This window comes from Pseudomonas sp. YA1 (assembly GCF_058680555.1).
Window position 1 is genome coordinate 49456 of the sequence record NZ_JBZWBG010000013.1, and the last position, 23389, is coordinate 72844.

Genomic DNA, 23389 nt, shown 5'->3' on the forward strand with positions numbered 1-23389 from the left:
CGGCCAGGGACGCACAGATGATCGACCCGTTGAAACACCGCTTCGCGGCGCTCCGCAGTCGCGCCGAATTCCACTCCTTGCGCTACGTCCAGCGTAGCGGCGAGTACCTCTCGGTGCGCCGCAACGTCAGCGAACCGCCGCACTTCAGCCAGGACCGCGGCGCCATGCTCTGCGTACGGCTGAACGGCGTGGAAGCCTACGCCGCCACCAACGATCTCTCCGCGGCCGGCCTGCAGGCCGCCCTGGAGCAGGCCGAGCGGCAAGCCGAGCGGATCGCCCGACACGCCCTGTTCGACGTCCGCGGATTGCCGCCGGCAAGCGGCCGCTCGCAGTATCGCTCGCCGAACCAGGACGCCCCTTTCCCCTCCCTCGCCGAGTGCTACGAACTGCTCGCCGAGGAGTCCGCCAAGGTGCCGCGCGACGAGCGCCTGGTGAACTGGAGCGTATTCCTCGAAGTCAGCCGCCAGGAACAGCTCTACCTGAACAGCGCCGGCGCCGAGCAATACCACGAGCAGCGCTTCGTCTATCCCGGCGCCAGCGTCACCGCCTACGACGGCCATGACAGCCAGACCCGCAGTTTCGGCGGCCACCATGCCGGCCAGCAGGGCGGCGCCGAAGTGATCGAGCGCCTCGGCCTGGTCGGCGCCGCGCCGCGCATCGCCGACCAGGCCCTGCAACTGCTGGCGGCGCCGAACACCCCGAGCGGCCGCTGCGACCTGCTGCTGATGCCGGACCAGATGATCCTGCAGATCCACGAGTCGATCGGCCACCCGCTGGAGCTGGATCGCATCCTCGGCGACGAGCGCAACTACGCCGGGACCAGCTTCATCAAGACCGAGGACTTCGGTCGCTACCAGTACGGCTCCAGCCTGCTCAACGTCAGCTTCGACCCGGAAATCCCCGAGGAGCTGGCCAGCTACCGCCAGGACGACGACGGCAGCCCCGCGCGCAAGGAATACCTGATCCGCGAAGGCCGCCTGCTGCGCCCGCTCGGCGGCGCCCTGTCGCAACACCGCAGCGGCCTGGAGGGCGTCGCCAACAGCCGCGCCAGCAGTTGGAACCGCGCGCCCATCGACCGCATGGCCAATCTCAACCTGGAGCCCGGTGACAAGAGTTTTGCGCAGTTGGTGGCCGGTATCGAGCGCGGGGTGCTGATGTCCTACAACCGCTCCTGGTCGATCGACGACGCACGCAACAAGTTCCAGTTCGGCTGCGAATGGGGCCAGTTGATCGAGGACGGCGAACTCAAGGGCGTGGTGAAGAACCCCAACTACCGGGGCATCTCCGCGCAGTTCTGGCGCAACCTCAGCGCGGTGGGCGACGCCGGCACCTTCGAGGTGCTCGGCACCCCCTACTGCGGCAAGGGCGAGCCGAACCAGGTGATCCGTGTCGGCCACGCCTCGCCGGCCTGCGTATTCAGCGATGTGGACGTATTCGGGGGAGACGCCTGATGCACCAGAGACAGCATTTCGAAGCCCTCGCCGAGGACCTGCGCCGACACCTGGCCGAGGGCGAGGACTTCACCCTCTGGTACAGCGCCGAGGACTCCGAGTTCATCCGCTTCAACCGGGCGCGGGTGCGCCAGGCCGGTCGGGTGCGCCAGGCCAGCGCGCTGCTCCGGCTGATCCGCGACGAACGCCAGGCGAGCCTCGACCTGACGCTCTCCGGCGCGCCGGAAGAAGACCGCCAGCGTCTGGCCGAAGGCCTTCGGCAACTGCGCCAGAGCCTGGCCTGGATTCCCGCCGATCCCTATCTGCTGCTCGACACCACGGCCTGGCAGCGAGAGAACCAGGACCTCGGCGCAGCGCCCGACAGCGGCGCGCTGCTGGCCAGCCTCGAACGCCAGGCGCGCGACCTCGACCTGGTCGGCATCTATGCCGCCGGACCGCTGTTCCGTGGCTTCGCCAACTCCTGGGGCGCCTTCGGCTGGCATGCCGGCAGCAGCTTCAACTTCGACTGGAGCCTGTTCCACGGCAACGGCCAGGCGGTGAAGGCCGACTACGCCGGCCAGCGCTGGGACGACGAAGCCTTCGCCCGGCGCTTCGAACAGGCCCGGGAGCAGCTCGGCCACCTGGGCAAGCCGCTGCGCCAGTTGCGCCCCGGCGACTACCGCGCCTACCTGGCGCCGGCGGCGCTCGAAGAAGTCATGCAGATGCTCTGCTGGGGCGGTTTCTCCGCGCGCGCCCTGGCTACCGGCGAAAGCCCCCTGCAACGCCTGCAGAACGGCGACGCCCTGCTCAGCCCGCTGCTGAACCTCGCCGAGCGCCCTGCCACCTCGCCCTCCCCGGCATTCAGCGCGGAAGGCTCGCCGCGCGCCGAGGTCGAACTGGTCGGCAACGGCCGCCTGAGCGGACGCCTGGTGAGTTCGCGCAGCGCCCGCGAATATGGCCTGGTAGCCAATGGCGCCGGGGCCAACGAGGCGCCCACGGCGCTGGACATGGCCGGCGGCAGCCTGGAGCAGGCGCGCATCCTCGAGGCCCTGGATACCGGCCTGTACATCGGCAACCTGTGGTACCTGAACTACTCGGACATGCCCGCCGCACGCCTGACCGGAATGACCCGCTTCGCCACCTTCTGGGTGGAGAACGGCCAGATCCGGGCGCCGGTCAGCACCATGCGCTTCGACGACAGCCTGTACAGCTTCCTCGGCGCCCACCTGGAAGACCTCAGCCACGAGCGCGAACTGCGCCTGTCCAGCAATACCTACGGCGAACGCCAGACCGACTCGATGCACCTGCCGGGCGCGTTGACCGGGCGCTTCACCCTCACGCTCTGAGCCCGCGCGGCGCTCCCCGGCGGTTCGCCGCCCGGGAGCGCCGCGTGCGCAATCCGAAGAACACCCGCCGATATTCTGGCGCCATTATCACGCCACCATAAACGGACCGGCTCCCTCCTCGTTCTCCACTCTGGTGACACACGCCCGAGAGGAACCCACCGCACGCATATCCCATTCGGTACACGGAGGTGAAGCTATGCCCGCTTTGAGTCGTCGTTCGTTCGTGACCCTGACCGCCCTGGCCTCCAGCAGCATCCTGCTGAGCCCGCGAGCCTTCGCCGGGAGCGGCGCGACAAGCGCCGCCGGGAAGCCGCAAGAGACCTTCCTGGATTTCAACGAAAGCCCCTACGGCCCCTCCGCCAAGGCCAGGGCCGCCATGCAGCAGGCGGCCGCGCTCTGCGGCCGCTACGACTACGACGCGCAGGACGCCCTGGTCGGCCTGTTCGCCAAACAGAACGGCATCCCCGCCGAATGCGTGCATGCCTACTGCGGCTCGCGCCAGCCGCTGCAATACGCCGTCGCGGCGTTCACCGGCAAGGAGCGCAGCCTGGTCATGGCCGACCCCTCCTACGACTCCGTGCTCGGCGCCGCCCAGGCCCAGGGGGCGAAGGTCGCTGCCGTGCCGCTGGACGCCGAGGCGGCCCACGACATCGAGCGCATGCTCGCCGCCGCGCAACGGGACGCCGGGCTGATCTATATCTGCAACCCGAACAACCCGACCGGCACCCTCACCCCGCACGAGCGGATCGTCAGGGCGATCGAACGCAAGCCCGAGCGCAGCGTGGTGCTGGTCGACGAGGCGTATATCCATTTTTCCGACGCACCCAGCGTCGTCGGCCTGGCCGTCCAGCGCCAGGATGTGCTGGTCCTGCGTACCTTCTCGAAACTCTACGGGATGGCCGGCGCCCGGCTCGGCCTGGCCATCGGGCATCCGCAGTTGCTGGCGCGGCTGGAGCGCTTCGGCGGCTACAACGTGGTGCCCTCGCCGACCGCCCACGCCGGGCTGGAAAGCCTGCGTGACGACGACCTGGTGCCACGGCGCAAGCAGCAGAACGCAGAGGTCCGCGAGCGCACCATCGCCTGGCTGCGCCAGCAGGGCTTCCGCTGCACCGCCTCGCAGTCCAACTGTTTCATGGTGGATATGCGCCGTCCCGCCGAGCTGGTCATCGCCGAACTGGAGAAACAGCGGGTGCACGTCGGCCGCCCGTGGGCCTCCTGGCCCAACTGGGTCCGTGTGACGGTAGGCAGCGAGGAAGAGATGCAGGCGTTCCAGAGCGCCTTCGCCAGCGTCAGCCGACGCCACCAGGTCGCCATGCGCTAGCGCTGCGTCTCTGCGACGCAGGGCGGATGACCGCGCTGCGATTATCCGCCCTGCTCATGGCCCGAGGCGAGCAGCCAAGGGAATCGGGTTCGCCCGTTACCAGCCAGCCTGGCCGACGGTCATGGGACGAAGCGGGTTGGCCGTGGGGCTCAGAGAACCGCCAGGGCCGCCGCGTAGTTCGGCTCGTCGGCGATTTCGCCGACCAGTTCGCTGTGCAGCACCTTGTTCTGCTCGTCGAGCACCACCACGGCGCGCGCGGCCAGGCCGGCCAGCGGGCCGTTGGCGATGGCCACGCCATAGTTCTCGAGGAACTCGCGACCGCGCAGGGTCGACAGGTTGACTACGTTCTCCAGGCCTTCGGCGCCGCAGAAGCGCTTCTGCGCGAACGGCAGGTCGGCGGAAATGCACAGCACCACGGTATTGGCCAGCTTGCCGGCCTCGACGTTGAACTTGCGCACCGAGGTGGCGCAGGTCGGGGTGTCGACGCTGGGGAAGATGTTCAGCACCTTGCGCTTGCCGGCGAAGTTTTCCAGGGTCACGTCGGCGAGGTCGCCGCCGACCAGGCTGAAGGCCGGAGCCTGGGCGCCTTTCTGCGGGAGCTGGCCATCGACGTTGACCGGGTTGCCCTTGAGAGTCACTTGAGCCATTGCGTTGATCCTTCTAGTCAGTGAGAAGCCGCCGGCCCTGTGGCCGGCGGCGGAAGCATTCGGGGCCGGCGACGATGCTAGCACGCTTTACCCGAGCGAAAACCTCGGGTTTGAGCGTCGCCGTCCCCCGAGGCTCAACTCCTGGCCTTGGCGAAATACTCCCGGGTCAGGCGGAACACCACCGGACTCAGCAGCAGCAAGGCGATCAGGTTGGGAATCGCCATCAGCGCGTTGAGGGTATCCGCCACCAGCCAGGCGAAGTCCAGCTGGGTCATGGCGCCGAACGGAATCGCCAGGGTCCAGACGATCCGGAACGGCAGGATCGCCCGGGTGCCCACCAGGTACTCCCAGCAGCGCTCGCCGTAATAGCTCCAGCCGAGGATGGTGGTATAGGCGAACACCACCAGGGCCAGCGACAGGATGTAGTGGCCGACGCCCGGCATCGCCGCCTCGAACGCCGCCGAGGACAGCGCCGCGCCGCTGGCGCCGCTGGTCCAGACGCCCGAGGTGATGATCGCCAGGCCGGTCAGGCTGCAGATGATCAGGGTATCGATGAAGGTGCCGAGCATACCGATCAGGCCCGAACGCACCGCGCTATGGGTCGTGCCGGCGGCCTGGGCGATGCCGGCGGTGCCGAGGCCGGCCTCGTTGGAGAAGATCCCGCGTGCGACGCCGAAACGGATTGCCGCCATCACCGCTGCGCCGGCGAAGCCGCCGGTGGCGGCGATCGGCGTGAAGGCGTGGGTGAAGATCAGTTGGAACGCGCCGGGAATCGCCTCGGCATGGACCACCAGGACGATCACCGAGGCGACGATGTAGCCGACGCACATGAACGGCACCAGGGCTTCGGCGACCTTGCCGATACGGCGGATGCCGCCAAGGATCACCAGCCCGGTGACGAGCATGGTGGCGACCCCGGTGACCCAGTCGGGCACGCCGAAGGAAACCTCCAGGGCATCGGCCATGCTGTTGACCTGGACCATGTTGCCGATACCGAAGCCGGCGAGCCCGCCGAACAGCGCGAAGGCCGCGCCGAGCCAGGCCCAGCGCTTGCCCAGACCGTTCTTGATGGCATACATCGGACCGCCGACGTGTTCGTTGCGCTCATCCTTCTCGCGGTAGTGCACCGCCAGCACCACTTCGGAGAACTTGGTGGCCATTCCCACCAGCGCGGTGCACCACATCCAGAACAGCGCGCCCGGGCCGCCGAGGAAGATCGCCGTGGCCACCCCGGCGATGTTGCCGGTACCGACGGTGGCCGCCAGGCAGGTCATCAGCGCCTGGAACGGGCTGATCTCGCCGCTGCTCTCGTCATCCTTGCTACGCCCCTGCCAGAGCAGGCGAAAGCCGACTCCCAGGCGCACCAGGGGCATGAATTTCAACCCCAGCATCAGGTACAGGCCGGTGCCGAGAATCAGCACCAGCATCAACGGCCCCCAGACCACGCCGTTCAGGTCGACCACCCACTTCTGCAAGCTTTCCATCAGCGATCCTTATTCTTGTTCGAATGAATGCGGCCTGGCGGCAGTGGGCATCCGGAACTCGGACGAACATCCCTGCTCGACAGGCCAAGGCTGCCGATCCTAACGAGGTTATCCCGGCGAAATCGAGAAAAATCTTCACCAGGAAGCCTGCGTCTCATTGCGTCTCGCCGGCCGCCTGGCGACCGAACAGTTCCACCAGCCAGTCGACGAACACCCTCACCCGCGGCGACAACTGGCGCTGCGAGGGATACACGGCATGCAGCGGCAGCGATGGCGGCAACCATTCGCCGAGCACTTGTCGGAGGCTGCCGTCGGCCAGGCCGGCGGCGACGTGATAGTGCGGCGCCTGGATCAGCCCAAGCCCGGCCCGGCAGGCGGCGACGTAGGCATCGGCGTTGTTGACGCTGACCCGGCTGCGCATCGGCAACGTGCGCAGGCGCCCGTCGACGCTGAACTCGAAGTCGAAGGTACGCCCACTGGAAGGCGACTGGTAGTTCACCGCGAGGTGCCCGCCGAGTTCGGCGAGCTGCCGCGGATGGCCATGACGCTCCAGGTAGGCGGCGCTGGCGCAGGTCACCTGCGGCAGGTCGGCCAGGTGCCGGCCGACCAGGCTGGAATCGTGCAGCTCGCCGACCCGCAGCACGCAGTCCGCCCCCTCGCGCAGCAGGTCGACCAGGCGATCGTTGCTGCTCAACTGCAGCTCCAGTTCCGGGTAGCGCTCGCAGAACTCCGGCAGGAACGGAATCACCCGCATCCGCCCCAGTGCGCCCGGCAGGTCGACCCGCAAGCGCCCGCGCGGGTTGTTCAGGACGCGTGGAAAGCAGCTTTCCGCCTCCTCCAGGTCCGCCAGCAGGCGCACGCAACGCTCGTAGTAGGCCTGCCCGTCGAGGGTCAGGCTGACCTGGCGGGTGGTGCGCTGCAGCAACTGCACGCCAAGGTGCGCCTCCAGTTGCTGGATCGCCTGGGTCACGCTGGCGCGCGGCAGCTCCAGGCTGTCCGCGGCCTTGCCGAAGGCGCCCAGCTCGACAATGCGGGTGAAGGCCTGCATGGCCTGGAAACGATCCATCGGACGTCCTCGATTATTTGGAAAATACGAATGGTAAAACCGTAATTATGGGCTTTATCCAGGCCAATGCGGAGCGAAGAATGACGGCGTTTTCCTTCCCTCCCGCGAGGCTCGTCCCATGAAAACCCGTCAACTCGGCCACAACGGCCCTTCCGTCTCCGCCATCGGCCTCGGCTGCATGGGCATGACCGACTTCTACACCACCGGCGGCGACCGCCAGGAGGCCATCGCCACCCTGCATCGCGCCGTGGAACTCGGGCTGAACTTCTTCGATACCGCCGACATGTACGGCCCGCACAGCAACGAGGAACTGCTCGGCGAGGCCCTGCGCGGCAAACGCGAGCAGGTGTTCCTGGCCAGCAAGTTCGGCATCGTCCGCGACCCTGCCAATCCCCAGGCGCGCGGCGTCGACGGCAGCCCGGCGTATATCCGCCGCGCCATCGAAGGCAGCCTGAAGCGCCTCGGTACCGACCGCCTGGACCTTTACTATCAGCACCGCATGGACCCGCAGGTGCCCATCGAGGACAGCGTCGGCGCCCTCGCCGACCTGGTGAAGGCCGGCAAGATCCGCCACATCGGCCTCAGCGAAGCCTCGGCGGAAACCCTCGAACGTGCCCACCGGGTGCACCCGATCAGCGCGTTGCAGAGCGAGTACTCGCTGTGGACCCGCGATCCGGAGGACACCGGGGTGCTCGCCGCCTGCCGTCGCCTGGGCATCGCCTTCGTCCCCTACAGCCCGCTGGGCCGAGGTTTCCTTACCGGCACCCTGAAGCGCCCGGAAGACTTCGCCGCCGACGATTACCGTCGTTTCAGCCCACGCTTCCAGGGCGAGAACTTCGCGAAGAACCTGAAGCTGGTGGACAAGGTCGGCGAACTGGCCGCGGCCAAGGGCGTGAAACCCTCGCAACTGGCGCTGGCCTGGGTGCTGGCGCAGAGCAATGACCTGATCCCGATTCCCGGCACCAAGCAGCGGCGCTACCTGGAGGAGAACGTCGCCGCGACGGAACTGCGCCTGAGCGCGGCGGAACTGGCCGAGCTGGATGCGATCTTCCCCGCCGAGGCGGTCGCCGGCAGTCGCTATAGCGAGGAAGGCATGCGCCTGGTCAATCTCTGAGACAGTGAAGCTGCGGTCACGTCTCCATATGCCGGAGCCTGGTTGTAGGGCGAATCACCGCTTGCGGTTATCCGCCACTTATCCGGGGTATCGGCGGATACCGCCTGTGGCGGTATTCGCCCTACGGGTCTCTATCGCTCGCAATTTCCTGGCTGCCTACACGGCGGGGAAACGGCGACGGGCGAACCTCAGGGCGTCCACCAGTAGCGCACCACGTGGAAGAAGATCGGCGCGGCGAAGCACACCGAGTCCAGGCGGTCGAGCATGCCACCGTGGCCTTCGATCATGTGCCCCCAGTCCTTGACCCCACGGTCGCGCTTGATCGCCGACATCACCAGGCCGCCGAAGAAGCCCAGCAGGTTGATCAGCAGCGCGATCAGCGCCGCCTGCCAGAGGTTGAACGGGGTGATCCACCACAGCGAGGCGCCGATGGCGGTGGCCAGGGCGATGCCGCCGACGAAGCCTTCGACGGTCTTCGACGGCGACAGGTTGGGAGCGATCTTGCGCTTGCCGAACAGCTTGCCGCAGATGTACTGCATCACGTCGGAGAGCTGCACGACGATCACCAGGTAGGCGATCAGCAGCAGGTTGCGCCCCTCGAAGCCGGGGATGTCGAGGGTCAGCAGCGCCGGCACGAAGGAGATACAGAACACCGCCAGCATCAGGCCCCACTGCACTTTCGAGGCGCGCTCGAGGAAGTGCTTGGTGTCGCCGCCCAGCGAGGCGAGGATCGGCAACAGCAGGAACACGTACACCGGGATGAAGATCGAGAACATGCTGTACCAGTCGATGTAGATCAGCAGGTACTGCATCGGCAGCACGAAGTAGAACGCCGCCACCAGCGCCGGGTAGTCGCTGCGCCGGGTCGGGGTGAGGGTGATGAACTCGCGCAGGGCGTAGAACGACACGCCATAGAACAGCAGGATCACCGCCGCCTGGCCGAGCCAGAAGGCGAAACCGATCACCAGGACCATCGCCCACCAGGCGTTGATCCGCGCGTTCAGGTTGTCGATCACCGCGTTCGGGCCGGGACCGGCGCGCCACTTGAGGACGAAGCCGACCAGCGAGGCGAGCAGCAGCAGCGCGCCGATACCGCCGAAGAGCATCCAGGTCTGTTCGTTCATCTCAGGCCTCCTCTTCCGGCGCCAGGTCCAGCAGGGCCATGCGCGCTCGTTCGAGGAACGCCTCCTTGCCTTCTTCCGCCGTGGCGACCAGCGGCTTGCCGAAGCTCAGGGTGCAGAGCAGCGGCAACGGCAGCATGCGGCCCTTGGGCATGACCCGGTTGAGGTTGGCCAGCCAGACCGGCACCAGCTCGACCTCCGGGTGGGCCAGGGACAGGTGGTAGATACCGCTCTTGAATGGCAACAGCTTGACCTCGTCGTCCAGGTTGCGGGTGCCCTCGGGGAAGATGATCAGCGAATCGCCGCCGTCCAGGGCGCGGTCGAGGGGCTCGAGCGGATTGGCATTGGCCTCGCTGCGCTGGCGGTCGACCAGCACGCCGTTGAACACCTTGTTGATCACGTAGCTGCGCAGGCCGGCCTTGTTCCAGTAGTCGGCGCCCGCCACCGGCCGGGTACGCCGCCGCACCTCCGGCGGCAACGAGGCCCAGAGCAGGACGAAGTCGCCATGGCTACTGTGGTTGGCGTAATAGATGCGTTGCTTGGGGATCGGCGTGGTGCCCAGCCAGAGGCTGCGCAAGCCGGTGATGGCGCGGGCGCCGGCGATGATGCCATAGGCGACGACTGATTCGAGCATGGGAAGACTCTTCAGGTTTGAGCGTTGAATAGAGGGATCGACAACAGGCACGACAAGGCCAGCAGGAACTGGGCGCCACAGGCCAGCGCCTGCCAGCGTAGCAGGCGCAGGGCGCCGCGGCTGCGCTGGTTCCAGGTGCGCCCCGCGGCGTCCGCGCGGGCCAGGCCGAGGTCGGCCAGGGCCCGGTCCAGGTCTTGGGTCTGCGCCTCCAGCCTGTCGCCGGCGCGGCTGAAACGTTCGAACAGTTCGGCGTCCAGGGCCACTCGCAGCGCCCAGTACTTCTGCCACAGGCCGAGCATGGCGATCGCCAGCATCGCCGCAGCGAAATAGCGCCAGCCGATGCCCTGCACGGCCTGGTACAGGCCCAGCCCGATGGCCAGCAGGGTCAGTGCGGCGGACAGCCGGTCGATCTCGCGGCCACGGCGCAGCAGCGCCGCCACCAGGGCCAGGGATTGCTCAGGCATGGCGCACCTCGCCCAGTTCCGCCGACGGCTCCGGCACGCTCCCGCTCAGCGCCGCGAGGGTCCGCCGCTGGGCCTCGCCCAGCAGCACTTGCGGTCGCGCCCGGCGTAACACCGCCACGGCCGACTCGACGTCCGCCGCGCGGCCGCTGAGCAGCAGCCAGGCGGCGACCAGCGTGGCGCTGCGCGAATAGCCCAGGGCACAGGCCACCAGCAGCGGCCCTTGCGCCAGCAGTTCGTCGATCAGCGCGGCGGCGCGCCGGCAGTCCTCGACGTCCGGCGCGACCAGGTCGAGCAACGGCAGGCTGCGATAGGCCAGCCCCTGCGGCTCGCAGGAAAGTTCGGCGGTAGCGTCGAGCAATGCGCGGAAGCGGCCGTCGGCCAGTTCCGCGGACGACGGCAGGCGCCCCAGCCAGAGGCCCGGCAGCACCTCGTCCGGCTGCGGCCGGCGACGGGTCCAGAGCCAGGCGTTGATCCGCGCGCCAAGCAGATATGGCGCCAGCAGCCAACGCGCGGCGGCGCTCAGGCGGCCAGTGCTGCCCTTCTGGAAGCCGGCGGCGCCGAACAGCAGGTAGTTCAGCGCCACCAGCGCCAGCGCCAGCGCCGGCCAGCACAGCCACAACGCCGCACCGCCGACGGCAAAGGCGACGGCGGCGCAGGCCAGCGCGCCGAGGCCGTAGCGAGCAGCCAGCCGCCGCCGTTGCCGGTCGCGGCTCAGGCTGGCGCGGGCGAACGGCGCGGGCTGCGCCTGCGGCCACAGCCAGACGCACAGCCAACCGGCCAGCGCGCCGGTGGGCACGTCGATGAAATGGTGCTGCCAGGTGGTCAGCACCGACAGCCCGATCAGCGCGAACCAGCCATGCAGCAGCCAGCGCCAGGCGCCGCTGGCGTAGCGCGCGTAGCAGACCCAGAGCACTACCAGCAGGGCGATGTGCAGCGACGGTGCCTGGTTGTACGGTTTGTCGAACCCCATCAGCACGTCGAACAGCCAGCCGAACACGCCGCCCAGTTCCGGCCGTTCGAAGGTGAAGCGCAGGGGGAACAGCAGGAAGCAGGTCACCGACAGCACCTGGGCGCTGAGCAGGCGCAGGCAGTGGGTGTCCAGCTCGCGCTTGTCCCGCGGCAACAACAGCGACAGGCCGTAGAGCAGGTCGATCGACCAGTACGGCAGGATTGTCCAGGGCCACAGCGGCATCCCGCGTTCCCAGTCGAAGACCAGGCTGCCGACGTCGCCGCGCTGGCTGGTCAACCAGTTGGCCAGGCCATAGCTGGCGAAGAAGAACGGGCCGAGGAACAGCAGCCAGAGCACCGCCCGCTTCAGTACCCCCGGCTCGCGCGGCGCCATCAGCGGGCGACCTTCTGCGCCAGCGATACGCTGAAGATGCCCCACTGGTCGACCCGCTGGGTGATCTTGCGGAAGCCGGCGGCGGCCACCAGTTGGTCCATTTCCGCCTGGGTCCGGCGCCGCATCACCCAGGCCTGGCCCTGGCGGTGGCTGGTCAGCGCGCGGGCGATCAGTTCCAGCTGCGGGTGCCAGGGCTGTCCGGTGTAGACCAGGTAGCCGCCCTCCTCCAACGCCTCGCCGAGGCCGGCGAGGGAGTCGCCGACCATGCGGTTGTCGGCGAACAGCTCGTAGAGCCCGGAAACCACCCCGAGGCTCGGCTTCGGTTGCAGCGCCGCCAGGTCGGCGCGATCGAAGGCATCGCCCTTGACGAAGCGGGCGATGCCGGCGAGGCCCTTGCTTTCGATCAGGGCGCTGCCGTCACGCACGTTGATCTCGCTGTAGTCGCGCAGGAGGATGCTTTCCGGCAGCGGCTCGACGCCTTGCAGGGCTTCGAGGATGTAGCGGCCGTGGCCGGCGGCGATGTCGACGATGCGCACCTCGCGCTGCTCCTCGCGCAACCGCTGCATGGCCAGGCGCAGCAGCTCCTCGGCGTGCAGCTTGCGCTGGCGGATGCCGCGCCAGCCGATGGAGTCCAGGTAGTTGCGGTCGATCAGGCGACCCAGCGGGCCGCTGCCGCTGGGCTGGTTGCGGTAGACATAGTCGAGGGTGCTGCCGGAATCGAAACCGGTGTCGAAGCCCAGCTTGACCCCGTCCGACCACAGGCTGCCCAGGCGCAGGCCGGCACGGGTGGCGCGCCAGTAGAGATCGCGCGGCGAGTTCTTCGGCAACGGCGCGGCCAGCGCCTCGGCCTCGGCGCAGGTATGACCCAGGCGGTCGGCATCGAGCAGGCTCGGTCGTTCGGGGACCGTGGCGAATGCCTCGAGGAGGAAGCGCCGGGCACGGCCGACGGCCAGGTGACGATCGCGCTCGCCAAGGGTGTCGTGGAAGAAGCCGGGCAGGATGTGCTTTTCCTTGCGCAGGCTGCCGAGACGCTCGAAGAAGCGCTCCTGCGGCGCACGATGGACGACGAAGTCGGCCCCGGAAATCAGCAGTTGGGTGGGAATCTGGATCGCCTGTGCGTCCGCTACCACCCGCTCGGCAGCTTCGTAGAGGCCGAGCAGGACGTTCACCGAGATCGCCTTGGCGATCAGCGGGTCGCTGTCGTAGGAGGCGATCCGCTGCGGGTCGTGACTGAGGAAGCGTGCCTTGACATAGCTGTTGACGAAGAAATTGCCGCGCCACAGGCGCATCAGTTTCAGCCCGCTGCGGGCGAACGGCACGTAGAGCTTGACCTGGAACGCCGGCGAAGCCAGCACCAGTGCGCGCACCTTCGGCGCGTAGTCGTGGGCCCAGGTGGCAACCAGCACCGCGCCGACGCTCTGCGCCACCACCGCCATCCGCTCTTCGGCGATACCGTGGACGGCCTGGATATGGTCGACGAAGGTCTGTACGTCGCGCACGCTGGTGGCGAAGCTCGGGCTGTCGCCGCGGGCGCCTGGCGAGAGGCCGTGGCCACGGGCGTCCCAGGCGAAGAAGTCGTGTTCCGGCAGGTCGAGTTCGTCGACCAGGTGGGCGATCCGCCCGGAGTGCTCATGGCCGCGGTGGAACAGCAACACCGCCTGGCGCGTGCCGTCCGGCGCCGGGCGGCTGGCCGGCCAGTGGCGGTAGAAGAGCTCTACCCCGTCGTGGGTGGTGAAACGCAATTCCTGTACGTCGCGCATGTGATGTCCCTATGTCGTTGCCCCGGCCGGGAACCCGGCGGGGTTGCTTCCTGCGGGCGCCCACCTCCATGGTGCTCGCCCATTCCCGCTCAGGCCTGGTCGTCGCGGCCCCGCCGACTCGCGGCCAGCTCGGCCAGGCCCTGGCGCACACGGTTGCCGATGGTCAGCAGCAGCAGGGCCGCGATCAGCAACATCAGCCAGTCGATCCAGGCCAGCGGCAACAGGCCGCTGGCCACCCCGGCGCCGATCACGCCGAAACACAGCGCCCGGTCGCTCTTGCCCATCGGGCCGTCGTAGCGGCGCGAAGCGCCGACCATGGTGCCCAGCGCACCGGCATATTCGCTGATCACCGCCAGCAGCACCACCAGCACCACCCACAGCGGATTGACTCCCGGCAACAGGGCGAACGGCAGGTACAGGCCGCTGTCGGCGATCACGTCGGTGAGTTCGTTGAGGTAGGCGCCCAGGTCGGATTTCTGGCCGAACTCGCGGGCGAGCATGCCGTCCACCGCGTTCAGCGCCATGCGCAGGAACATCCACAGCGGAACGAGGGCGAACAGCCAGAGATGGCTGGCGAAACCGGCGACCAGCGCGCCGACCAGCAGCGACAGCAGGCAGGCCGCCAGGGTCACCTGGTTGGCAGTGATGCCGCGCTGGTAGAGGCGCTGCACGCCGGGACGAAGAAGATTCTGAAAGCGCGGTTTGAGTTGATAGACGGAAATCATGTCAGCCAGTCCTTGTGCCGAGTTGCTTCGGGCACCGACCTGGCGGTCGGCGCCCGCTCCATTCTACGACGTCGATGCGCCGCTAAAAGTGACACACTTTTATGCGTTACGCATGGTCCGTATCAGCGCATCCGTCAGAAATCGCGCTTGAAGAACAGGTCCAGCGAACTGGCCAGGCCGCTCGCCGCTTCGAGATAGAGGCGTTTGGTCAACTGGTAGCGCAAGGCGATGGTATTTGCCGGTTCGAACACTCCAACACCATAGCGCAGGCTGAGCTTGTCGGTGATATTCCCGCTGGCGACCACGCTGGTGCTGTTGCCGGTGCCCTCGGTGTCCAGCTGGAAGTCCTGGATGCCGAGCTGCTTGGCGATTTCCCCGGTGAGCGGTGCGCTACCGGCCAGGCCCAGGGCCAGGGCCGCCTCGCCGAGCATGTTGCTGTCTTCGCCGGTGCTCATCGGCCGCCCCAGCACCAGGTAGGACAGCGCCTGTTCCTGGCTCATCGCCGGTTCGGAGAATACCGCGCTGGTCGGCTGCTCGGCGCTGCCGGTCAGGCGCAGGCCGGCGACCACATCGTCGACCCGGCGGATCGCCTCGATATCCAGGTACGGCTGGTCGATCGGTCCGGCGAAGAACAGCCGCGCCCTACGGATCGTCAGGCGCTGGCCGTAGGCACGATAGCGGCCCTTGTTCAGGTTCAGCTCGCCGCGGGTATCCAGGTTGTCGCCGATGTGCAGGTGGCCGGCCAGTTCGGCGCTGAGGCCGAAGCCGGAGAACGCCAGCTTGTCCTGGCCGACCTCGACATCGATGTCCATCTTCATCTTCAGCGGCTGCTGCTCGGGCTGCTCGGAGCCGACGATCACCGCGTCGTCGGAGACCTTGACCGTCGATGGCGGCAACTGGCGGATGGTGATGTCGCCACGCGGCACCAGGACCTTGCCGGAGATCGCCAGCTCCTGGCCAGCCATGCCGATCTTCAGGTCCGGTTCAACCTCCAGTTGCGCATAGGGATCGACCACCACCGGCAGGCGGTTGCCACGAATGTTCAGGGCGACGTTCAGCGCCTCGCCCCAGCTCAGGTTGCCGGACAGGCTGCCCTGGCCGTACCTGCCGCTGCGCCAGCCGCCGCCGAGTTCCAGGCTTTCGCCAGCGATGCGAGCATCGAGGGAAAGGTTCTCGAAGCTGGTCGGCAGCTCGCCGCCGCCGATGTTGCCGTCGCTCAGCGTCACCCGTCCGTCGACCCGCGGCGCCAGCAGGCCGCCGGACAGCCGGCCGCTGCCGTTCAGCCTGCCTTGCAGTTTCTCCACCATCGGCACGAACGGGCGCGCCACCGACAGGTCGAGGCCGGCCAGGCTGAACTCGCCGCTCAGCGGCTTGCTCGCCGGGCGCGGGTCGATCTGCGCCTGCACCCGCAGCTCGCCGAGCTTCGGTCCGCGGAAGTCGAGGGAGGTATCGACGCGGTTGGGCGCCAACCGGCTCTCCAGGCGCAGGCTGTCGTAGCCGACGTCGACCCACTGGCCCTGGTCGCGCAGGCGCAGCGTACCGCTGCCGGCGTCCAGGCTGACCACGCCGCTCGGGCCGCGGGCCGGAACGTCCAGTTGCAGGTCGCCGTTCAGCTTGCCCTGCCAGGCGAAATCCTCGGGGAACCATTGCTTCAGGCTGTCCAGCGGGAAGTCGCGCAAGGTGTAGCGCAGCCGCGGCTCGGGCAGCAGGCGCTGCTCGCCGCCGCAGAGGCTGGCAGCGCCGGATACCCAGCAATGTGCGCCGAAATTGACCTTGCCGTCGGCCAACCGCTCCAGGCGCGCCGGCTGCTGTAGCTTCCAGTCCTGGCCGCCGCTGCTCAACTCGCCGCGCGCCAGGCGACCGCGCCAGTTGCCGCGCTCCAGTTGCCCGTCGAAGGCCAGGCCGAGCTTGAGCAAGGCACCTTGCAGGTCCAGTTCCAGTTGCTGGCGGCGTTGGTCGCCGCGGGCATTGGCCTTGAACAGGCCGAGATCGGTTTCGCCGCTGCGCAGGCCGGAAGCGACCAGCGCCAGGGTGCCGTTCTGCCGGGCATCGAGGTTCGCCTGCAGGTCGAGGCCGGCGATGCGCTGCTCGGCGTAGGCGATCTGCTGTCCCTTGAGGTTCAGCCTGCCTTGCGGCGCCGCGAGGCTGCCAGCCAGGTCGAGGCGTCCGTCGAGGCGACCGAAGAGTTGCGGCCAAAGCTGGCCGAGACGGTTCAGGGCGATGTCCAGGCGGCCTTGCAGGCGCTGGTCGAGCGCCCCGCTGCCCTGCACCTTGTTATCCCCCAGGCGCAGGTCGAGGTTGCCCAGCGTCCAGCGCTGCCCCTCGCCTTCGGCGCGCGCCTGGAATAGCGCCGGCTGGCCGCGCAGGCGGCCCTTGACGTCGAGATCCACGCCCAACGCCAGTCGCTCGTCGCGAACACTTCCCTGGCTGCGCAAGGGACCGGCCAGTGAACCCGGCAGCTCGGCGACCCAGTACGCCGGGTTCAGTTCGCTGAGCTGCAGGGCGGTATCCCAAGCCACGCCATTGTCGAAACGCAACGTCACCCGGCCCTCGGCCTGGCCTTGCCCGGCACGGAGCTGCAGCGACGGCAGGTTGAGCTGGACGAGGTCGCCGGACACCGGGCTGGCCAGCGTGAAGTCGCCCGCCGGACCGCTCGCCGCCGCGCTGAAATTGCCCAGGTAGCGCTGGTCCTGGTAATGCACTTCCGCCTTGAAGGTCTTCAGCGTCACCGGCGGCGGCTCCGCCAGCGGATACAGGCGCAGCCAGGGGAAATCCTTCCAGTCCAGGGTCGCGTCGGCGGCCAGGCTTTCGCGCCAGTCCAGGCGTCCGACCAGCTCCAGGCGCTGCTCGCCGCCAGCGTCCAGGCGCAGTTGGCGGATATCCGCGCCCTGGGCGTCGACCCGCCCGTCCAGGCTCAACGCCACCGCCCCGCCCTCGCCCGGCAGGCTGGCGCCGCCGCGGATCAGGTAACCGCTCTTGAGATCGCCGCCGGCATCGAGCTGGATGGCATTCAGGGTCAAGGTGTCCGGTAGTCCGGCCGCACCCTTGAAACCGTCGGCGCGGATCAGCAATCGTGCCGGCAGGTTTTCCGCCAGCGCCTGCAACTGTCCCTCCAGGCTGCCGTCCAGGTAACCGCTGCTGCGGCCTTTCAGGGTCAGCGCCTGCTGCAGCTCACCGCCGACCTGGACGGCCAGCTTCCACGGCTTGCCTTCGGGAGCGGGCAGGCCGAGCGTGGCTTCGGCCTGCAAGGGCCAGTCGCCGCTCGGCTGCAAGCGCCCCTGGAGCGCCAGGTCCAGGCCGAAGCCCCGCGCCGTCAGCGAGTCGATGTGCAGGCCGTCGGCCAGCCAATGGGCCGCCAGCTTGAGTTCGGCGATCTGCTGGTTGCCGTCGAGCAGGAAGCTGCCGACCGCCACTTCGCCGAGTTCGATGCTCAGCGGCAGTTTCAGCGTCGGCAGGCTGATCGGCCCGCTGTCGGCGCTGTCGCCGCTCGGCGGCAGGTCCAGCGCGATCCGTTCGGCGGCCACCCGCTGCAGGCACAGGCGCAGCCCCGCCAGGCAGGCCGGCGACCAGCGCAGTTCAGGCCGCTCGACGACCAGTTGCGTACCGTCCTGCGCCCAGGACAGCCGCTGTGCCTGCCAGGCGCCACCGAGGCGACCCTCGAAGCCGCTGACCTGCAGGCCCGGCACGCGGCCGAGCAGCCAGGCGCTGCCGGCCTGGGTGCCGAGCAGCGCAGCGAGTCCCAGGAGCAGCGCGAGGAGCAGCCCGACTATGGCCAGCAAGGTGATCTTCAGCGCCTTCACAGTTCTGGCCCCATGGAGAAGTGCAGGCGGAAACCGCCGTCGTCGTCGAGCGCATGGGCCAGGTCGAGGCGCAACGGGCCGACCGGCGAGACCCAGCGCACGCCGAAGCCGACCCCGGTCTTGATCGACGGGAAGTCCAGCGAGTTGAAGGCGTTGCCCTGGTCGACGAAGGTCGCCAGGCGCCAGCGCTCGGCCAGCGGATATTGATACTCGACGCTACCGGCGATCATGTAGCGGCCGCCGATCTTGTCGCCATCGGAATTCTCCGGCGACAGCGTCCGGTAGTCGTAACCGCGCACGCTCTGGTCGCCGCCGGCGAAGAAGCGCAGCGAGGGCGGGATCGACTTGTAGTCGTTGGTGGCGATTCCGCCTACCTGCAGGCGGCCGAGCAGGCGATGGCCGCCGGCGAAGCTGGTCAGGCCCTTGGCCATGGCGTCGACATGGAGTACGTCGGCGTCGGCCAGCAGGCCTTCCTTCGCCCCCTTGACGTTGAACTGCAGGCGGTAGCCATGGCTGGGGTCGACCTTGTTGTCGGTCTCCAGCAGCGAGTAGCCGATCCCCGGCATCAGGAAGCTGCTCAGCCCGGAGTCGTCGCCCAGCTTGTACTCCTCGCGCATCCAGTTCAGCGAAACCACCCGCTGCCAGCCATCGGGCTGCTTGCTGTGCCATTCGCCGCCAAGGGTCAGCAGCTTGCTCTCGGTGTCGACCAGGTCTTCGAACTGGTAGCCGCTGGTGAAGCGCAGCTTGTCGGTGAGCGGCGGATCGAGGGGAATCTCGTACCAGGCGCCGACGTTCTGCCGCGGTGCGGAGATTTCCGACTCGAATCCCAGGCTATGTCCTTCGGCATTCACCCAATGGCGGGTCCAGTTGAACCTCGCGCGCGCCCCGACGTCGGTCGAGAAACCGAGGCCGACGCCCATGGTCCGGGGCTTGCGCGCCTCCAGCCGGACCGCTACCGGGATTGCCTGGCGCGCGCCGTCGGCCTGCGCCTGGGTCGGCGCGGCGTCGACCCGCACGCCCTCGAAGTAGCCGCTGGATTGCAGGTTCTGGTTGAGTTCGGCGATCAGTTCGGAGTCATAGGGTTGGCCGGCCTTGAACGGCACCATGCGGCGCAACAGTTCTTCCTCGATGATCGAATCGCCGTCGAAACTCACCTTGCCGAAGGTGTAGCGCTGGCCGCTGTCGTAGACCAGGTCGATGTCGGCGATGCCGGCGCGCGGATCGATGCTCAGGCGCTGGGTGCTGAAGCGGCCCTGGAAGAAGCCGTAGCGCGAGGCCTGGTTCTGGATCAGCCGCTTGGCGTCCTCGTAGACACCCTGGTTCAGCTTCGCGCCCGGTTTCAGTTGCTTGCCCGACGGCAAGCGGAAGCTCTCCAGGCTGGCGGCCTCGCCGAGCACCTGGATGTTCACCTGGCGCAGGCGCACGGGCTCGCCGGGCACTACCTTGAGCGTGAGCTTCGGCGGCTTGCCGTCCTTCACCTCGCTGTCGATCTGCGCCTGGAAGTAGCCGAGCGCCTGGGCCGCCTTTTCCGCCTGCGCCTCGGCATTGCGGCGGAAACGCTGCAACGCCGCCTCGTCCCGCTCGCCGAGGCTACCCACGTAGGCCTCGATATTGGCCTTCAGGGCGGCATTGGCGGGGGTGACGCGCACGCTAAGCTGGCTCTCCGCGAAGGCGGCCGTACTCAGGCACAGCAGCCCGGCCAGTGGGAACCGGAACAATCCTTGAGTCAGTCTCATGGCGCGGATGCTACGCAGGCGGGTGGCGCGCGTCCAGATTTGCGCGGACGCCGCCGACCACCTCCTGACATTCGGGTTTTATGACGCCAAGCGCCTGACAGGCATGGCTTTTCTCGCGCGTCCGGGGGAACGCTCAGGTCGCCGCCGGCGTCTCGCCAGGATGCAGGAGGACGTGCTCGCGCACCGCTCCCAGCGTCACCTCGCCGATCTCGCGGTAGCCGTGCCGCTGGTAGAAGTCCAGGTAGCGCGCATTGCCGGTATCCAGGACCAGCCCCTGCGAAGCGGAGTCCTCGGCGCACCAGCGCTGCACGGCCGCCAGCAACTGCTCGCCGATCTGCCTGCCCTGGTATTCGGGATGCACGCCGAGCATCGGCAACTGGTGATGGGGGCCGACCGGCAGGCAGGCCTGCACCGCCCGGTGGTAATCCAGGTAGCGCCGGGTCGCGGCCAGGCCGACGCTGAACAGCATGCGCAGGCGCCAGCTCCAGCTCTCGGTGATATCCAGGCGCCGCTGCGGCGGCGTGATCAGGGCCGCCGCGACCAGCCGATCGTCGATGAACAGGCCGATGGCCGGCAACTCTTCGCCCAGATGGCGCTCGACCATCTCCCGGACGCAGGCACGCACGCGCTGGTCATAGCCGGCGCGCTGCGCATCCATCAGGTAGGCGAAGGTCGGTTCGTGGCGGTAGGCGTGGTAGAAAAGCGAGCGGACTTCGCGGCTATAGCCGTCGTCGAGCAGACGGACATCGGTGACCTGATCAGGCATGGAACGCATTCCTTGTCGGCCGCCGGCGCAGCGACACGCACGCTTCGCCACGGCGATTGGTCGAGCGGATGGCCTGGCCATCCCCGTCCGCGGCAGACCACAGGGCCGGCAAAGCGCCAAGCCACACAGCCATCGGGTACCCGGCGGACACTAGCACAGCGCCTCCAGGGTCGCCAGGCATCCCCCGGCTGGGCTAGCATTCCTGTTTTTGCCAGGACGCCCACCATGAAAATCGTCTCTTTCAATATCAACGGTCTGCGCGCCCGGCCGCACCAGCTGGCGGCGCTGATCGAGCGGCACCAGCCCGACGTGATCGGGCTGCAGGAAACCAAGGTCGCCGACGACCAGTTTCCCCAGGCCGAGATCGAGGCGCTCGGCTACCACGTCCACTACCACGGGCAGAAAGGCCACTACGGCGTCGCCCTGCTCTCCCGCCAGGCGCCCCTGGAACTGCACCGCGGCTTCCCGAGCGACGGCGAGGAGTCCCAGCGGCGCTTCATCTGGGGCACCTTCAGCGACGCCCAGGGCAACCCGATCACCGTGATGAACGGTTACTTCCCGCAAGGCGAGAACCGCGAGCATCCGACCAAGTTCCCGGCCAAGCAGCGCTTCTACGCCGATCTCCAGTCGCTGCTGGAGAACAGCTTCAAGCCCGAGCAGGCCCTGGTGGTGATGGGCGACATCAATATCTCGCCGGAGGACTGCGACATCGGCATCGGTGAGGAAAACCGCAAGCGCTGGCTGAAGACCGGCAAGTGCAGCTTCCTGCCGGAAGAGCGCGAATGGCTGGCTACCTTGAAGAACTGGGGCCTGGTCGACAGCTTCCGGGCCCTGAATCCGGAGGTGAACGACCGCTTCAGCTGGTTCGACTACCGCAGCCGTGGCTTCGAGGACACCCCCAAGCGCGGCCTGCGCATCGATGTGATCCTGGCCAGCCGGGTGCTGCAGTCGCGCTTCAAGGACGCCGGCATCGACTACGACCTGCGCGGCATGGAGAAACCCTCCGATCACGCCCCGATCTGGCTGGAACTGGCCTGAGGCGCAGCCCAAAGTGAAGGCTCATCCCCGGATGAGCCTTCAGGCGGTCACTGCCTGGCCCGGGCGATCTCGCCGACGCCACCCGCCTATCCGGTGCGCGACCTTTCCCTCAGGCAGGATTGTCCACCCGCGGCCCCTTCAGCTCCACTCGATTGCCGTCCGGATCGAAGAAGTACAGCGACCAGCCGTCGCCCTCGGCGCCGAAGCGGATTTCCGCGGGAACCTGCGGGACCAGGCCGAACCCCTCGAGATGGGCGATCAGCGCGGCCTCGTCGAACGGCTCGATGCGCACGCAGAAATGGTCGACGTTGCGCCCTTCCCCACCCGGCGCCGCACCGCCCTCCCGGCCGAGCGACCCGGACACCGCGACCAGATCGAGCATCGACGTGCCCAGGCGCAGATGGGCCAGCTCCAGGTCGTCGCGCCACTTCACCACCACGCAACCGAGGACATCGCGATAGAACGCGATGCTGCGTTCCAGGTCGCGGACCCGCAGGACGATGTGATCGAGACGTTCGACGACGAAGGGTTGCATGGTCATTCACCTCTAGGACCGTGGACTATGGCGAGACTTTAGCCAGCACACCCCGGGTTGATAATGCTTTAATCCCTGATTCATTGATTACTGACAGTGAATTATCCCCGTGGATCACCTCACCGCCCTCAAGGTCTTCCGCGCCGTGGCCGCGAATGGCGGCTTCGCCGCCGCGGCCCGGCAGATGAATCTCTCGCCGGCCGCCGTGAGCAAGAACGTCGCCGAGCTGGAAGCGCACCTCAAGGTGCGCCTGATCAATCGCACCACCCGCAGCATGAGCCTGACCGAGGCCGGCGAAGTCTACCGGCAGCGCCTGGAGCGCATCCTCGACGACCTCGAGGCCGCCGACGCCGCGCTCACTTCGATGCAACAGGGACCCAGCGGCCTGCTGCGGGTCAGCGCCCCGCTGACCCTCGCCCTCACCTGCCTGACCCCAGCCATTCCGGCTTTTCTCCAGCGTTATCCGGACCTGCGCCTGGAACTGCTCCTGCAGGACGGCCGCCAGGACCTGATCGCCGAAGGCATCGACCTGGCCCTGCGCGGTAGCGACCGGGTTGCGGACTCCGGCCTGGTCGCCCGCCCGCTGCTAGTCTTGGAGCACGTGCTCTGCGCGGCGCCGGCCTACCTCAGTCAGCATGGCCAGCCGCTGCGGCCGGAGGCCCTGCGCGAACACGAGTGCATCCGCTTCAGCCTCTCTGGCCATGCCGACCGCTGGACCTTCCGCAAGGAGCGCGAGTGCATAGCGGTGCCTATCGCCGGGCGTTACCGGGTGTCCTCCAGCCTGGCGGTGCGCGATGCCCTGCTCGCCGGCTTCGGCTTGAGCCTGATCCCACGGCTGTACGTACAGGCGGAACTGGCCGAAGGCCGCCTGGTTGAATTGCTGGCCGGCTGGAAGGCCGACGAGACGGCGATCCACGCGGTCTATCCATCGCGCCAACTGGCCGGCAAGACCCGGGTGTTTCTCGACTTCCTGACCGAGACAATGGCGCAGGGCCATGATTCCCCAACGCTGTAACCTTAGCGTCACCCGTCTGACTTAATCTCGCCGGCAAATTCCCTT

Annotated in this window: 19 protein-coding genes; 6 read left to right on the top strand and 13 right to left on the bottom strand. The window is 68.0% G+C overall.

The features are described 5' to 3' along the window. Positions 1-17: 17 nt before the first annotated feature. The 3 genes from AC4OR5_RS19200 (at position 18) to ptaA (ending at position 4097) form a co-directional block, all read left to right on the top strand. A complete protein-coding gene (locus AC4OR5_RS19200; protein ID WP_033989200.1) occupies positions 18-1451 on the top strand; it encodes a TldD/PmbA family protein in 1434 nt (477 codons plus the stop codon). Beyond that, positions 1451-2776, top strand: a complete 1326-nt coding sequence (locus AC4OR5_RS19205; protein WP_003120068.1) for a TldD/PmbA family protein — start codon at positions 1451-1453, stop codon at positions 2774-2776. Before AC4OR5_RS19200 ends, AC4OR5_RS19205 begins: the two co-directional genes overlap by 1 nt. A 196-nt stretch (positions 2777-2972) precedes the next feature. After that, positions 2973-4097 (top strand): pyoverdine biosynthesis transaminase PtaA, encoded by a 1125-nt coding sequence (ptaA, locus tag AC4OR5_RS19210; RefSeq protein WP_031692873.1) that lies wholly within the window; start codon positions 2973-2975, stop codon positions 4095-4097. Positions 4098-4246: 149 nt separating this feature from the next. On the opposite strand, the gene tpx is transcribed toward ptaA, so the two are convergent. The 3 genes from tpx to AC4OR5_RS19225 all read right to left on the bottom strand — a co-directional run bounded on the left by tpx (position 4247) and on the right by AC4OR5_RS19225 (position 7294). Then, positions 4247-4744, bottom strand: coding sequence for a thiol peroxidase (gene tpx, locus AC4OR5_RS19215; protein ID WP_058160300.1), 498 nt, complete (start codon positions 4742-4744; stop codon positions 4247-4249). Positions 4745-4878: 134 nt separating this feature from the next. Then, entirely contained in the window at positions 4879-6228 is a 1350-nt protein-coding gene (locus AC4OR5_RS19220; RefSeq protein ID WP_003089954.1) for an alanine/glycine:cation symporter family protein, read from the bottom strand. Positions 6229-6382: 154 nt separating this feature from the next. Further along, positions 6383-7294: a LysR family transcriptional regulator gene (locus AC4OR5_RS19225; RefSeq protein WP_003120066.1), complete on the bottom strand. Its 912-nt coding sequence runs from the start codon at positions 7292-7294 to the stop codon at positions 6383-6385. A 118-nt stretch (positions 7295-7412) separates the two neighbouring features. Here AC4OR5_RS19225 and AC4OR5_RS19230 point away from each other — a divergent pair, with 118 nt between their 5' ends. Beyond that, positions 7413-8408, top strand: a complete 996-nt coding sequence (locus tag AC4OR5_RS19230) for an aldo/keto reductase (RefSeq protein ID WP_058160299.1) — start codon at positions 7413-7415, stop codon at positions 8406-8408. A gap of 188 nt (positions 8409-8596) precedes the next feature. Here the strand turns inward: AC4OR5_RS19230 and AC4OR5_RS19235 are convergent, their stop codons facing one another. The 9 genes from AC4OR5_RS19235 to AC4OR5_RS19275 all read right to left on the bottom strand — a co-directional run bounded on the left by AC4OR5_RS19235 (position 8597) and on the right by AC4OR5_RS19275 (position 20837). Beyond that, complete coding sequence (locus AC4OR5_RS19235; RefSeq protein WP_003089962.1) at positions 8597-9532, bottom strand: phosphatidate cytidylyltransferase; 936 nt, start codon at positions 9530-9532, stop codon at positions 8597-8599. Position 9533: 1 nt separating this feature from the next. Further along, a complete protein-coding gene (locus tag AC4OR5_RS19240) occupies positions 9534-10163 on the bottom strand; it encodes a lysophospholipid acyltransferase family protein (RefSeq protein ID WP_023091706.1) in 630 nt (209 codons plus the stop codon). An 11-nt stretch (positions 10164-10174) separates the two neighbouring features. After that, positions 10175-10627 (bottom strand): hypothetical protein, encoded by a 453-nt coding sequence (locus tag AC4OR5_RS19245; RefSeq protein ID WP_003089966.1) that lies wholly within the window; start codon positions 10625-10627, stop codon positions 10175-10177. After that, a complete protein-coding gene (locus AC4OR5_RS19250; protein WP_058160298.1) occupies positions 10620-11969 on the bottom strand; it encodes a phosphatase PAP2/dual specificity phosphatase family protein in 1350 nt (449 codons plus the stop codon). Before AC4OR5_RS19250 ends, AC4OR5_RS19245 begins: the two co-directional genes overlap by 8 nt. After that, positions 11969-13729 carry a bifunctional alpha/beta hydrolase/class I SAM-dependent methyltransferase gene (locus AC4OR5_RS19255; protein ID WP_009314144.1) on the bottom strand — a complete coding sequence of 587 codons (1761 nt, stop codon included), beginning with the start codon at positions 13727-13729 and terminating at the stop codon, positions 11969-11971. Before AC4OR5_RS19255 ends, AC4OR5_RS19250 begins: the two co-directional genes overlap by 1 nt. An 89-nt stretch (positions 13730-13818) precedes the next feature. Beyond that, positions 13819-14454 (bottom strand): CDP-alcohol phosphatidyltransferase family protein, encoded by a 636-nt coding sequence (locus AC4OR5_RS19260; RefSeq protein WP_009314143.1) that lies wholly within the window; start codon positions 14452-14454, stop codon positions 13819-13821. Positions 14455-14588: 134 nt separating this feature from the next. Further along, on the bottom strand, positions 14589-18254 hold the full coding sequence (locus AC4OR5_RS19265) for a translocation/assembly module TamB domain-containing protein (protein WP_023125863.1): 3666 nt from the start codon (positions 18252-18254) through the stop codon (positions 14589-14591). Beyond that, positions 18251-19990 (bottom strand): autotransporter assembly complex protein TamA, encoded by a 1740-nt coding sequence (locus tag AC4OR5_RS19270; protein ID WP_003122638.1) that lies wholly within the window; start codon positions 19988-19990, stop codon positions 18251-18253. The genes AC4OR5_RS19265 and AC4OR5_RS19270 overlap by 4 nt, the downstream gene beginning before the upstream one ends. Positions 19991-20123: 133 nt before the next feature. Then, the gene (locus AC4OR5_RS19275; protein WP_003139068.1) at positions 20124-20837 is read right to left on the bottom strand and encodes a GNAT family N-acetyltransferase; all 714 of its coding nucleotides are present in this window, start codon (positions 20835-20837) and stop codon (positions 20124-20126) included. Positions 20838-20981: 144 nt separating this feature from the next. On the opposite strand from AC4OR5_RS19275, the gene xthA reads away from it, so the two are divergent. Next, positions 20982-21794 carry an exodeoxyribonuclease III gene (xthA, locus tag AC4OR5_RS19280; RefSeq protein WP_003089983.1) on the top strand — a complete coding sequence of 271 codons (813 nt, stop codon included), beginning with the start codon at positions 20982-20984 and terminating at the stop codon, positions 21792-21794. A gap of 109 nt (positions 21795-21903) precedes the next feature. Here the strand turns inward: xthA and AC4OR5_RS19285 are convergent, their stop codons facing one another. Further along, entirely contained in the window at positions 21904-22335 is a 432-nt protein-coding gene (locus AC4OR5_RS19285) for a VOC family protein (protein ID WP_003131260.1), read from the bottom strand. Between the two features lie 94 nt (positions 22336-22429). On the opposite strand from AC4OR5_RS19285, the gene AC4OR5_RS19290 reads away from it, so the two are divergent. Next, positions 22430-23344, top strand: coding sequence for a LysR family transcriptional regulator (locus AC4OR5_RS19290; RefSeq protein WP_078451349.1), 915 nt, complete (start codon positions 22430-22432; stop codon positions 23342-23344). The last annotated feature ends 45 nt before the right edge of the window (positions 23345-23389 follow it).

Bases quoted from the DNA above. Each gene is read 5' to 3' on its own strand.
- AC4OR5_RS19285 (WP_003131260.1), bottom strand. From the start codon at position 22,335: ATGACCATGCAACCCTTCGTCGTCGAACGTCTCGATCACATCGTCCTG.
- AC4OR5_RS19230 (WP_058160299.1), top strand. From the start codon at position 7,413: ATGAAAACCCGTCAACTCGGCCACAACGGCCCTTCCGTCTCCGCCATC.
- AC4OR5_RS19205 (WP_003120068.1), top strand. From the start codon at position 1,451: ATGCACCAGAGACAGCATTTCGAAGCCCTCGCCGAGGACCTGCGCCGA.
- AC4OR5_RS19220 (WP_003089954.1), bottom strand. From the start codon at position 6,228: ATGGAAAGCTTGCAGAAGTGGGTGGTCGACCTGAACGGCGTGGTCTGG.
- AC4OR5_RS19260 (WP_009314143.1), bottom strand. From the start codon at position 14,454: ATGATTTCCGTCTATCAACTCAAACCGCGCTTTCAGAATCTTCTTCGT.
- AC4OR5_RS19200 (WP_033989200.1), top strand. From the start codon at position 18: ATGATCGACCCGTTGAAACACCGCTTCGCGGCGCTCCGCAGTCGCGCC.
- AC4OR5_RS19235 (WP_003089962.1), bottom strand. From the start codon at position 9,532: ATGAACGAACAGACCTGGATGCTCTTCGGCGGTATCGGCGCGCTGCTG.
- tpx (WP_058160300.1), bottom strand. From the start codon at position 4,744: ATGGCTCAAGTGACTCTCAAGGGCAACCCGGTCAACGTCGATGGCCAG.
- AC4OR5_RS19275 (WP_003139068.1), bottom strand. From the start codon at position 20,837: ATGGCCAGGCCATCCGCTCGACCAATCGCCGTGGCGAAGCGTGCGTGT.
- AC4OR5_RS19225 (WP_003120066.1), bottom strand. From the start codon at position 7,294: ATGGATCGTTTCCAGGCCATGCAGGCCTTCACCCGCATTGTCGAGCTG.
- AC4OR5_RS19245 (WP_003089966.1), bottom strand. From the start codon at position 10,627: ATGCCTGAGCAATCCCTGGCCCTGGTGGCGGCGCTGCTGCGCCGTGGC.
- AC4OR5_RS19240 (WP_023091706.1), bottom strand. From the start codon at position 10,163: ATGCTCGAATCAGTCGTCGCCTATGGCATCATCGCCGGCGCCCGCGCC.
- xthA (WP_003089983.1), top strand. From the start codon at position 20,982: ATGAAAATCGTCTCTTTCAATATCAACGGTCTGCGCGCCCGGCCGCAC.
- AC4OR5_RS19270 (WP_003122638.1), bottom strand. From the start codon at position 19,990: ATGAGACTGACTCAAGGATTGTTCCGGTTCCCACTGGCCGGGCTGCTG.
- AC4OR5_RS19250 (WP_058160298.1), bottom strand. From the start codon at position 11,969: ATGGCGCCGCGCGAGCCGGGGGTACTGAAGCGGGCGGTGCTCTGGCTG.
- ptaA (WP_031692873.1), top strand. From the start codon at position 2,973: ATGCCCGCTTTGAGTCGTCGTTCGTTCGTGACCCTGACCGCCCTGGCC.
- AC4OR5_RS19255 (WP_009314144.1), bottom strand. From the start codon at position 13,729: ATGCGCGACGTACAGGAATTGCGTTTCACCACCCACGACGGGGTAGAG.